At 68.0% G+C, this 11,298-nt stretch carries 10 protein-coding genes; 3 read left to right on the forward strand and 7 right to left on the reverse strand.

Translation table 11 applies throughout. The features are described from left to right. Positions 1 to 1,082, reverse strand: a 1,082-nt coding sequence (locus U9977_RS20960; protein WP_322750993.1) for a DEAD/DEAH box helicase, incomplete at its 3' end; no start/stop codon positions are given. Between the two features lie 267 nt (positions 1,083 to 1,349). Here U9977_RS20960 and U9977_RS20965 point away from each other — a divergent pair. Continuing rightward, a complete protein-coding gene (locus U9977_RS20965; protein ID WP_416210722.1) occupies positions 1,350 to 3,863 on the forward strand; it encodes a SpoIIE family protein phosphatase in 2,514 nt (837 codons plus the stop codon). 272 nt (positions 3,864 to 4,135) lie between these two features. On the opposite strand, the gene U9977_RS20970 is transcribed toward U9977_RS20965, so the two are convergent. The 6 genes from U9977_RS20970 to U9977_RS20995 all read right to left on the reverse strand — a co-directional run bounded on the left by U9977_RS20970 (position 4,136) and on the right by U9977_RS20995 (position 10,532). After that, positions 4,136 to 4,672, reverse strand: coding sequence for a hypothetical protein (locus U9977_RS20970; protein WP_322750995.1), 537 nt, complete (start codon positions 4,670 to 4,672; stop codon positions 4,136 to 4,138). 133 nt (positions 4,673 to 4,805) lie between these two features. After that, a complete protein-coding gene (gene zwf / locus U9977_RS20975) occupies positions 4,806 to 6,191 on the reverse strand; it encodes a glucose-6-phosphate dehydrogenase (protein ID WP_322750996.1) in 1,386 nt (461 codons plus the stop codon). Beyond that, positions 6,188 to 7,255: a cytochrome d ubiquinol oxidase subunit II gene (gene cydB, locus U9977_RS20980; RefSeq protein WP_322750997.1), complete on the reverse strand. Its 1,068-nt coding sequence runs from the start codon at positions 7,253 to 7,255 to the stop codon at positions 6,188 to 6,190. The genes zwf and cydB overlap by 4 nt, the downstream gene beginning before the upstream one ends. 7 nt (positions 7,256 to 7,262) lie before the next feature. Beyond that, complete coding sequence (locus U9977_RS20985) at positions 7,263 to 8,663, reverse strand: cytochrome ubiquinol oxidase subunit I (protein WP_322750998.1); 1,401 nt, start codon at positions 8,661 to 8,663, stop codon at positions 7,263 to 7,265. A 124-nt stretch (positions 8,664 to 8,787) separates the two neighbouring features. Next, positions 8,788 to 9,144 carry a hypothetical protein gene (locus U9977_RS20990; RefSeq protein ID WP_322750999.1) on the reverse strand — a complete coding sequence of 119 codons (357 nt, stop codon included), beginning with the start codon at positions 9,142 to 9,144 and terminating at the stop codon, positions 8,788 to 8,790. Between the two features lie 452 nt (positions 9,145 to 9,596). Further along, positions 9,597 to 10,532 (reverse strand): DUF2637 domain-containing protein, encoded by a 936-nt coding sequence (locus U9977_RS20995; protein WP_322751000.1) that lies wholly within the window; start codon positions 10,530 to 10,532, stop codon positions 9,597 to 9,599. Between the two features lie 192 nt (positions 10,533 to 10,724). On the opposite strand from U9977_RS20995, the gene U9977_RS21000 reads away from it, so the two are divergent. Together U9977_RS21000 and U9977_RS21005 are read left to right on the forward strand one after the other, a co-directional pair. Further along, complete coding sequence (locus U9977_RS21000; protein ID WP_322751001.1) at positions 10,725 to 10,931, forward strand: hypothetical protein; 207 nt, start codon at positions 10,725 to 10,727, stop codon at positions 10,929 to 10,931. Between the two features lie 63 nt (positions 10,932 to 10,994). Then, on the forward strand, positions 10,995 to 11,132 hold the full coding sequence (locus U9977_RS21005) for a hypothetical protein (RefSeq protein WP_322751002.1): 138 nt from the start codon (positions 10,995 to 10,997) through the stop codon (positions 11,130 to 11,132). Positions 11,133 to 11,298 lie beyond the last annotated feature (166 nt).

The following is an 11,298-nucleotide window of genomic DNA, read 5'->3' on the forward strand; positions in this document are numbered from 1 at the left end:
GTGTGCGGCTGGAACACCCGGTGCTGTTCCGCGGCGGACAGCCGCGCGTACAACGGCACGATCTCGGTATCGCGCTGCGCCCGCTTTGTCAGGGCGTCGGCGGTGTCCCGGATCTCGCGTTCACCGCTGAGGAAGACCAGGATGTCGCCGCGGCCCGCCGCGCACAGTTCGTCCACCGCGGCTGTTATCGCCTCTGTCTGGTCGCGTTCGACCGCCTTGACGGTGGTGGCCCGGCCGCTCCTGCCACCGGTCGGCGCCACGATCGCGGTCGGCGGCGCGGCCGGGTCGGTCTCCACCACCAGCGGTCGGTAGCGGACCTCCACCGGAAAGGTCCGGCCGGTGACCTCGATCACGGGCGCGTCGCCGAAGTGGCGGGAGAAGCGCTGCGGGTCGATGGTCGCCGAGGTGATGATCACTTTGAGGTCGGGTCGGCGTGGCAGGAGCTGCTTCAGGTAGCCGAGGATGAAGTCGATGTTGAGGCTGCGTTCGTGGGCTTCATCGATGATCAGTGTGTCGTACTGGTACAGCGACCGATCTGTCTGGATCTCGGCCAGCAGGATGCCGTCGGTCATCAGTTTGATCAGACTGTCCCCGCCGACCTGGTCGGTGAACCGCACCTTGTAGCCGACGATCCCGCCCGGCTGCCCGTCGGGTTCGCCCAGCTCCGTCGCGATCCGCTCCGCCACCGCGCGCGCAGCCAGCCGGCGCGGCTGGGTGTGACCGATCAGGCCGCGTACGCCTCGTCCCAGCTCAAGGCATATTTTCGGCAGCTGTGTGGTCTTTCCGGAGCCGGTCTCACCGGCGAGGATCACAACCTGATGGTCGCGGATCGCGGCGAGGATGTCGTCCTTTTTCCGGCTGACCGGTAGGGCCGGGGGATAGGTGATCGTCGGTACCCGGGCGCGTCGGCGTTGCACGCGCAGTGCCGCCGCCTCGATGTCGGCGGCGATCTCGGCGACCACGGCCTGGTGGGCTTCGGGGCCGCGGATCCGGCGCGCGCCGTCGACACGGCGTTGCAGGCGGTGCTGGTCGCGCACCATGAGGTCGGGTAGTCGGTCGGCCAGGGCTGCGAGCGGAGGCATCAGGAAGCAGCGTCCAACGAAGTACGGAGAGCGGGCAAGGGGGCACGGGCACCGAACCGGTTGGTCAAGCGTCCGCCGGCGCACGGGCGGTCCCGGCGCCGTCACCCACTAAATCAGGACCAGGGCCGGTCGTGCCCGTGCGCGATGTCACTCGTGTCAGCGTCACCTGGTGGCCACGGATTCTGGCTGGCAATCATGGGTGGGCTTCTGGTTACGGGTGCCGCCGGCGGGAACAGATAAAGCCGGGTGGCGTGGGTAGGAACTCTGATGATGGATACACTTGAGGCAACGGTCCCGTATATGTGGGACGATCCGTTCGCGCTGCCACCGCTCGCGACGGTAGTGCTCGACAGGTGGGGCACGGTCACTAGTTGGAGCCCGGCGGCGCAGCGGTTGCTCGGCTACACACCGGAGCAGGTGTTAGGCCGACCTGCCATGTTCTTCCTCCACCAGCCGGTGGATGTCGTGGCGGTCTACGCGGCGGTCGATCGGTGCCAAGCCGATGGTGACTGGGGCGGTCTGCTGCCCGCCCGGCACGCCGACGGCCACCGGGTGGACGTCGGTCTGCGGGTCTGTTCCCTGATCGATTCACCCGACGGTCGCAGCTGGCTGCTGCTCGCCTCCGACGTGGCACAGACGCGCTGGTGGGGGGCGGACCTGTCGGTGCTGGACGGCCTGCTGTCCCGTGCGCCGATCGCCATGGCCGTACTGGACACCGATCTACGCGAGGTGTGGCTGAACGACGCGCTGGAGCAACGGGGCGGGATCTCCCGGGCCAGGCGGCTGGGGCGGCGGCCGATCGAGCTGATGGCGAGTCCGTCCCTTGAGCGCATCGAGGCGCAGATGCGCCAGGTGCTGAAGACCGGCGTACCCCTGTTGGACGTGGGGTATCAGGGCCGGACGAGCGGGGATTCCGATCGGGAAGTGGCCACCTCCACGTCGATCTTCCGGTTGGCCGACTCGGCCGGGCGCGTCCTCGGTCTGTGCTACGTGTCCGTGGATGTCACCGACCGCTGGCGCGCACAGCAGCGGTTGGCCCTGCTCACCGAGGCCAGCACCCGGATCGGCACCAGCCTTGATGTCGGGCTGACCGCACAGGACCTGGCCGACGTGGCCGTGCCGCGCCTGGCCGACTTCGTGGCCGTGGACCTCCTGGATTCGGTGCTGCGCAGTGAGGACCCGACCGTGCGTTCGACGGTCGGGCGGACCCCGATGCGTCGCGCCGGGCAGCAGTCGCTGCGTGCGGGTTGCCCGGAGTCAGTCGCGAAGATCGGGGACCTGGTCGTCCTGGCAGCGCCCGCAGCCCGCTACCTGGTCGCGGGCGAGGCCGTCCTGGAACCGGTGCTGGATGCCGACCGGAGCGTGTGGGTCGTCGACGATCCAGTGCGGGCCGCCAAGATCCACGAGTTCGGTCTCCACTCGCTGATGCTGGTCCCGATCCGGGCGCGCGGTGTCGTCACGGGTGTGGCCTCGTTCGTCCGATGGGCGCGTCCTGATCCGTTCGAGGCGGACGATCTGCTCCTTGCCCAGGAGTTCGTGGCCCGGGCGGCGCTGTGCATCGACAACGCCCGCCGCTACACCCGGGAGCACACCGCCGCGCTGGCCCTGCAGCGCAGCCTGTTGCCACACCGGCTACCCGGGCAGACCGCCGTGGAGGTGGCCTGGCACTACCTGCCCGCGGACGAGAGTGCGGGCGTCGGCGGGGACTGGTTCGACGTGATCCCGCTGTCGGGCGCCCGGGTGGCGCTGGTCGTCGGGGACGTGGTCGGCCATGGGCTGCACGCGGCGGCGACCATGGGACGGCTGCGCACCGCCGTGCACACCCTCGCCGGGCTGGACCTGCCCCCCGACGAGTTGCTCGCCCGCCTTGACGACCTTGTCATCCGGCTCACCGACGAGGAGGACACGGCCGCGGCGACCGCCGGCCCCGCCGTGCTGGGGGCCACCTGTCTGTACGCGGTGTACGACCCGGTCAGCCGGATCTGCTCGTTGGCCAGGGCAGGTCATCCCCCGCCCGCGATCGTCCACCCCGACGGCACCGTGGCCTTCCCCGACCTACCGGCCGGTCCGCCGCTGGGCCTCGGTGGCCTGCCGTTCGAGGCGGGTGAGATCGAGCTGCCCGAAGGCAGCCTGATAGCCCTTTACACCAACGGCCTGGTCGAGGCCCGTGACCACGACGTCGACGCCGGGCTGAGCCGGTTGCGCACGGCACTGGGGCGCGCGGAGGAGTCCTTGGAGGCCATCCGGGAAGGTGTGATCGAAGCCCTGCTGCCGGACCGGCCAGACGACGACGTGGCCCTTCTCCTGGCGCGCACCCGTACGCTCACCGCGGACCAGGTCGCATCCTGGGACCTGCCCGCGGACTTTGCCGTCGTGGCCCTCGCCCGCGCCCACACCGCGCGACAGCTGGCCCTCTGGGGCTTCGACGAAGCGGCGTTCATCACCGAACTGCTCGTCAGTGAGCTGGTCACCAACGCGATCCGGTACGCGGCCGCGCCGATCCGCCTGCGTCTCATCCGGGACCGCACCCTCATCTGCGAGGTTTCCGACGGCAGCAGCACATCCCCACGCCTGCGACATGCCCGTGCCAGCGATGAAGGCGGCCGGGGGCTGTTCCTGGTCGCGCAGTTCACCCAGCGCTGGGGCGCCAGGTACACCGCCGGGGGTAAGACCATCTGGGCCGAGCAGTCCCTGTTTCCCAGCGAAGCAGAACTCGTCCTGAACCACCCCTTGGAAGACACCATGGCCGGTGCCCTGGGCGGCGTGTGGGACGCCTTCTAGCGACGACAGCTGAGACGGGGGACGACAGCTGGGACGGGAACCGCGGCCACCTGCTGCGCGTGGCCGCGGTTCCCGTCCCAGATCTCAGATCTCAGCGAAGCTCAACTTTCACGGTGAACGACCCGGCGGGCGGTTCGTCGGCCTGTCCGTCGTCCGGTGCGTCGAGCGATCCGGCGAGAGCGTCCGAGCATCGTCATCCCTCCTTCTTCTGGCGTCCTGCGTGTTGTGCGTTATGCATTGTGCGTTGTGCTGTGTTGTGTTGTGGGGGACGGTCAGATCGCGGCCCGTTCCGCCGTGGCCAGCTCTTCGGCCTCGCGGGCTCCCACCAAGCCCAGCGATACGAGGTCGAGCGGGCTGATGAACTCCGAAGCGAGCCGGAACCCGCCCGCGCGCGCGATCGAGTCCCGCAGCGGGATGGCCCACCGGTGCTCAAGCAGGATCAGCGCGGCCGCGGTGTCCTCGGGGATCTCAGCGAGCACATCCCAGGCCTCCTCCTCGTTGATCATCCCGCCCCGCTCGGCCGCAGCCTGCGCACCGCGTTCGGCACCTGCCTGCATGCCGGCCTCACCGCCTGCGCCCAGACCGATGAGCGCACCCACCATGGCGCCGAGCTCGACCTGCTCCTTGTCGGTCAGCTGGCTGCCGCGCACGGCCGCGACATTGCCCGCGGTGTCCTTCTGGACGACGAGGGCGTCGATCACCCGCACGAGGTCGTTGTCCCGGAGCCGTTGCAGCTCGTCCTGGACTTCACCGCGGAAATCAGGCTGTTTGAAACCGAGTACCAGCAGCTGGACAGGTCCGATCGTCATGTGTGTTCCTTCCTCGCCCACGGTTGTCAGCGTTCGTGTGCACGGTGGGCTCCCTACCCCGTCGCGGCGCTCCTACCCGGTCGCGGCCCTCACCCCGGCCGGGTGAGTCGCCGTCCGGCCACGCGGTATCTCCTCAGGCTTGCGGGTCGTACCACCGCTGGCCCGCTGGGAGCAGACCGTCTGCTTCGGCGGGGCCCCAGCTTCCGCGCGGGTACCGGTGTACCGGCACGGCGTCGCCGAGTACGGGGTCGATGATCCGCCAGGCGGCCTCGACGACGTCCTCGCGGGCGAACAGGATCCGCATGCCGCTGAGTGCGGCGCCGATGAGCCGGTCATACGGTCGCATGTCCGCTCCGGGCTGTTCGTTGAAGGCCAGTTCGTTCATTTGCGGACGCGGTCCGAACCCCGGTTTCTTGCCGGCCAGCGTCATCGTGATCCGCGTTTCCGGCCAGATACGGAAACGCAGTGTGTTCATGCTGCCGAACGGCTCGGCGCCGAATACGTTCTGGGGTGCCGGCCGGAATCGGATGGTGATCTCGGTGGCGGTGACGGGCATGCATTTGCCCACCCGGATGAGGATCGGCACGTCCGCCCACCGCCAGCTGTCAGCCCGCAGTCGCACCGCGGCGAACGTCTCGACCGTCGAGGTCGAGGAGACGCCTACCACATGGCGGTAGCCGTCGTACTGACCGCGGACCACCTGGTCCACTGACAGCGGTACGAGTGACTTGACCGCGTTCGCCGTGACGTCGACGAGATAGTCGAACGCGGTGCCCGGGGGAGGCTCGGTCAGCACGACGGCGAGTATCTGGAGCATGTGGTTCTGCAGCACGTCGCGGATGGCACCGGTGCGGTCGTAGAAGTGCCCGCGGTCGGCCACGTCAAAGGCCTCCGCCATCGTGATCTGGATGCTTTCGACATAGGTCCGGTTGAGCACCGGCTCAAGGACGGTGTTGGCGAAACGCGTCGCCAGGACCTGCGCCACCGGATCGAGACCGAGCCAGTGGTCGACGCGGTAGATGGCGTCCTCCGGGAAGGTCTCGTGCATGGTGGCGTTGAGTTCCCGCGCGCTGCGCAGGTCGCTACCGAACGGTTTCTCCACCATCACCCGGGCACCGGCGGCCAGCCCGGCACGTCGGATTCCCTGGGCGATCGTCGCGAACAACGACGGCGGAACCTCGAGGTAGAACAGCACGCCCGCGTCCCTGGGGAGCATGGCGGCCAGTTGCTGGAAGGTCGCGTCGTCGGTGATATCACCGTCGATGTACAGCAGGAGGTCCAGCATTCTTTTCCCCGGGTCCCCGTCCGGGTCGATGTTGTTGTGCCGCAGCGACGCGACCGCGTAGGCGCGGAACTGCTCAAGGTTCCACCCGCTCTTCGCGACGCCGATGACGGGTACCTCCAGCACACCGCGTTCAACCAGACCGACCAGCGCCGGGAACGTTTCCAGCTTCGCCAGGTCCCCGGTCGCGCCGAATATCACCAGGGCGTTCATTCGGGCGCTTTTCGGGTGTGTCATGTCGCCTCCTGCTGGGAATCGGAATTACCGGTGGCCGCCGGCGGGCCGGTGGCGCTCGCCTGCGTCCGCCGGGCGGGGGTGACGACATCCGCGCGGGAGATCCGACGCCGGAAGACGTGGTAGGTCCAACCCTGGTAGAGCAGCACCACGGGAAACAGGACCGTCGCGACGACCGTCATCACCCGCAGCGAATAGGACGACGACGAGGTGTCGGTGACCGTGAGGTCGGTTGCCGAACCCAGCGTGGAGACCATGACCCGCGGGTAGAGGTTGACGAAGATCGATGACACCACCGCCGCCATCGTCAGCGACGTGGCCGCGAATGCCGCGCCGTCCCTGCCCTGACGGATCAGCCAGCCGGCTGCGGCAACCGCGGTGACCGCGACGGCCGCCGGGATCGCATCCGCGCCGCCGTGCCCGGTCGACACCTGCGTCCAGACGGCGAAGGCGACGACCGCGCCGGCGACCACCGGGCTGATCCGGCCGGCGAGGCCGACAGCGCGCTCACGGACGTCACCGACGGTTTTCAGCGCGAGGAAGGCGGCCCCGTGCAGCAGGCAGAGCGCCACAACCGTGATACCGGCGAACAGCGCGTACGGGCTCAACAGGTCGGTGAGATTGCCGGCGTACTCCTGGTCGGCGCCGATCGGTACTCCATGCAGGAGATCACCCAGAGTCACACCGACGAGAAAGGGTGCGATCAGACTGCCGCCGGTCAGCGCAACATCCCAGCTGCGGCGCCAGCGGGCCGTGTCATGTTTGCCGCGGAACTCCAACGACATCCCGCGGCCGATGAGCGCGACCAGCAACAGCACGAATGCGGGGTAGAAACCGGAGAACATCGTCGCGTACCAGGAGGGAAAGGCGGCGAACATGCCGGCTGCCGCGACGATCAGCCAGACCTCGTTGGCATCCCAGACCGGCCCGATGGTGGCGAGCGCGACCCGTCGACCGGTGTCATCCCGGCCGGCGAGCATGCCGACGCCGAAGTCGAAGCCCTCCAGCACGAGAAAACCGGTCCACAGTACCGCGATAACGATGAACCAGAAAGCGGTCAACGTCATGATGGCCTCAGTATCCGACGCGGGCCGTGGCCGGACCGCCGCCGGTCGCGGGTGCGGGCGCGGGTGGGAGTTCCAGTTCTCGGCGTGCGTACCGAAGCATCAGGATCGCGTCGACGACCCCGAGAACGGCGTACAGAAGGACGAATACGCTGAGGCTGGCGACGATCGTCGCTGTACCCACCGACGGCGACCGGGCATCGCTTGTCAGCGCCAGACCCTGGACGATCCACGGCTGGCGTCCGTTCTCGGTCAGCAGCCAGCCGGCGGTGTTCATGAGGAATGGCAGCACCGCTGACCACACGGCCAGCCGGAGAAACCATCGGGAGTGTTCCAGTCGCTGTTTGTGCAGCAGCCACGCACCCCATACCGACAGCAGGAGGACAGCGCCACCGAGATAGGCCATCACCCGCATCGACCAGTACTGGACGAAGACGTTGGGTATGTAGTAGCCGGGACCGTAGCGCTGTTCATACTGCGTCTGCAGCTCGTTGAGGCCGATGACTTTTCCGTTCCAGCTGCTGGTCGCCAGGACCGACAGCAGATGCGGGACCTGGATGATTTTCGACGGGTTCTGGTCGTTGTTTCCGCCGCCGGTCTGGAACAGCGAGAACGAGCACGGCTGGCAGGTGTACCATTGCGCCTCGGCCGCGGCTATCTTCATCGGCTGAAAGTCCGCCTCGACGATACCGAGGTGGCTGCCGACCATGATGGCGAGCAGGGAACCGGGGACGAGAACGACGATTGCGAGCCGGGCCGACCGGTGGAACACCGCCGGGCTCGACCCGTTGCGCAGGTGCCAGGCGGACACGGCGAGCATCACCACGGCCGCGGTCACCAGCGACGCCAGCACAACGTGGAGAAAACCCCACACGAACACGGTGTTGGTCAGGACCGCCCAGATGTCGGTGAGCTGCGCGCGGCCGGTGGCCCTGTTGACCGTGTACCCGACCGGGCGCTGCATCCACGAGTTCGCCGCCATGATGAACGCGGCCGAGGCGACGCCGCCGACGGCCACTGCCCAGATGGTGGCCAGATGGACCCGGGCGGGCAGCCGGTCCCAGCCGAACAGCCACAGGCCGAGAAAGGTCGACTCCAGGAAGAAGGCCGCGAGCCCCTCCATCGCCAGTGGCGCGCCGAAGACGTCGCCGACAAATCTCGAGTAGATCGACCAGTTCATGCCGAACTGGAACTCCTGGACGAGCCCGGTGACCACTCCGATTGCGATGTTGATGACGAGAAGCGTCCCGAAGAAGTGCGTCAGTCGTAGATATTCCGGGCGACGGCTCCGGTACCAGGCCGTCTGCAACAACGCGGTGAGAAAACCCAGTCCTATCGTCAGCGGCACAAAGAGGAAGTGATAGATCGATGTGGTGGCGAACTGCAACCGTGCCAGGTCAGTCGTTGACACATCCACATCCCGATCCAGATCCAGGCGCGCGGGGCTGACGTCCCGGCACAGGCAACTGGATACTGTATGGCGTCGCCTCGCCTACCCTGGGTGATGGCGGGCGCGAGTGCGGCTCAGGTGCGGCTCAGGATCTGGCGAGCCGCTGGGCCAGCGATTGTTCCGCGGGGCGCAGCGCGGCCACAGCTTCCGCGCGGACCGACCAGCGGCTGGAACCGGTCGGACCATCCAGCCGGCCTCTGCCCAGGGCCTGGGTAATTCGTTGCCGGACAGCCTGTTCCTCGGCCGCATCACAGGCGAAGAGCGTGCGTATCGTGACTGACTGGCCGGAATGTTCCGGGATGGCGGTGTGATGTGGCCATCGGCAGCTGCCCAGGTGCTCCCAGTGGCCACACAGCTCAACGGTCACAGCCGCGCCCGGCGCCTGCTCATCGGCATCTGCCACCAGCTCCAGGGCAGCCTCATGAACGAATGTCTGGCGCACACCGGCAGGATACGGCCTGGGTCCATCGGCGTTGACAATTGTGGCTACACAACTACTAGATGTTCACCCGGTCGCTGCCGGTTGTCTGCGGTCGATCGGAACAATATGTTGATGGCAGAGCCGCCAGTAGTCATCTTTGGTCCCGGTAGGCACAGCGACAGTTGGTGGGCGCTCCTGCCCTCCACTGAAGTGCTCCGTTCCCCGCATTTTAACGATCTGCTTGCCCTTGTGGAGCGTGCGATGGCGAAAGAGGAGCCAGGCCGCCCGTTCACCCTGACACTCGACCATCGCGGCATACGCGAACCAGGCGCGAGACCTCAGGCATCGCACCACGGTGGTGCAGCTCAGCACGTCAGCTCTGTGTGTGTGCGAACTGCCACTGACCAGGACTGACGTGGACTGACGTGGACTGACGTGGACGGGGCTGCCAAAACCCCGTCCACGTCAGCTGGTCAGCTGAGGCTACCGACGGCAGTGCGCGCTTCGATGATGGGCAGCGGTCCGGTGTACACGTCGGCGTAGTGGGACTCTTTCCGGACTTCGTAGACCCAGCTCTTGCTCACCGTGATGCCGCGGGCTGCGAGGAACGCCAGGGCCTGGCTGGCGGAGCCGTTGGTCTGTTCCAGGGCGTGCACGATCGCCTCCCGCTTGTCGGCGATATCCAGCGTTGGGGACGGCGGAACCCCGTCGAATCCGCCGACATCCCCGCTGTCCAGGTCGCCACCGACCAGGGACGTCATCGCGGCATGGGACGCGAAGATCGGCACGAGATCGCCGACGGGGCGCTGGGCGTCGCCGTGGACAGCGTGCTGGGCCTCGCGGTGGGCGTCGTGGTGGGCCTCGCGGTAGGTCTCGCGGTGGGCCTCACGCAGGCGCGGAACGCCCAGCGTGTTGCCGGCTGCATCGGCCCCACGGTCGGCCCCAATGCGGGCCCCACGGTCGGCCGCGATGTCTGCGGTGAAGTCGTCACGCAGGTGGCCGGCCGAGGGCGCGCGGCTCGCGGCAAGGCGCCTGCCGACGACCCGGATCTGGCGCATGAGCAGTTCATAGGAGCCGAGCAGCGCCAACGCCGGCCAGCCAGCGATGACACGGGCAGTCAGATTGGGTTCGGCGTGCAGCACGTTGGCGGCGAGGGACGCGAAGGCCCCCATGGTCAACAGGAGGTAGGACAGCCAGGACCGGCTCCGGCCGGCACGGCGGTCCGCCAGCATCGTCATGGATGCGGCCAGCATGAGGCCGTCCACACTGAACGGAATGACCGCCGCGGCGGTGGAGTCCTCGCCGTGGTCCAGTGCGACACCGCGCATGTGCCGGTAGGAGACGAACGCCGCCACCGCGGCGACGGTGACCACCGCCACGACCGTGGCCGCGCTGATCGCGCGATCCATCCAGCCTGACCCTGTGTCGGTCTCCGCTCCCGGTCGGCCGTCCTCCGCTGGCAGGAACACAGGATCCCCTCCCACTGTTGAGGCTTTGCTCGTTGACACAACGTCCCGCGTGACTACGTCGATAGCCTGCCACCTCCTCGCATCCACACCACACCAGGGCGCCCTTCGGGGTCACACCTATACGCTCTGCTCATGTCCTGTCATGCCGGGTCCATCGGTCGCGGCGTCGCCGACGGGCCGGACCTGCTGCGCGCCTTGTTCGCCTACGTGGACGGGGTCATCGGCGACGAGCCGGTGCTCACTGTCGACCCAGCTGTTGCGATCCGTGCGGACCGGGACGAGCGTGACGCCCGCGATGCCCGCCGTGCCGAGGGAGTCACCGAAGGTGTTGGGTGGTGACCGACGGAGCCGGGGTACCCGTGCATCGCGCAGCGATGGACGGGGAGCGATGTGGCGAGGTGCGTGCCCCAGCCCCGCGACGCCGCGTACCTCGCGGCCGCGGAACACTGCGACGCGCCGTTGGTCACCCGGGACAAGGGGCTGCTCGCCCATGCCGGGCGGGCGCGGTGCCCGATCCACGCGATCGGCCCTGTTGCGTAGCCGAAGAGCAGCTCGTACTTCGCCCGCAGCGCAGTGTTCATCCTGACCATCGTCAGTCTCCCACCGGGTAGCCGTATTCACGCAGTCGGTTACGGGCGATGTCGCGTTCCCGATTGGCGTTGGCCGTCGCGGGCCGGCTGCGTCGCTACGACCGTTTGAACCCGCC

It is taken from the genome of Protofrankia sp. Cas8, assembly GCF_963555845.1.
In the GTDB taxonomy this organism is placed as follows: domain Bacteria; phylum Actinomycetota; class Actinomycetes; order Frankiales; family Frankiaceae; genus Protofrankia.

Excerpts from the sequence above, each read along its gene's own strand:
- U9977_RS20965 (WP_416210722.1), top strand. The coding sequence starts at position 1,350 with ATGATGGATACACTTGAGGCAACGGTCCCGTATATGTGGGACGATCCG.
- U9977_RS20970 (WP_322750995.1), bottom strand. The coding sequence starts at position 4,672 with ATGACGATCGGACCTGTCCAGCTGCTGGTACTCGGTTTCAAACAGCCT.
- zwf (WP_322750996.1), bottom strand. The coding sequence starts at position 6,191 with ATGACACACCCGAAAAGCGCCCGAATGAACGCCCTGGTGATATTCGGC.
- cydB (WP_322750997.1), bottom strand. The coding sequence starts at position 7,255 with ATGACGTTGACCGCTTTCTGGTTCATCGTTATCGCGGTACTGTGGACC.
- U9977_RS20995 (WP_322751000.1), bottom strand. The coding sequence starts at position 10,532 with ATGGATCGCGCGATCAGCGCGGCCACGGTCGTGGCGGTGGTCACCGTC.
- U9977_RS21000 (WP_322751001.1), top strand. The coding sequence starts at position 10,725 with ATGTCCTGTCATGCCGGGTCCATCGGTCGCGGCGTCGCCGACGGGCCG.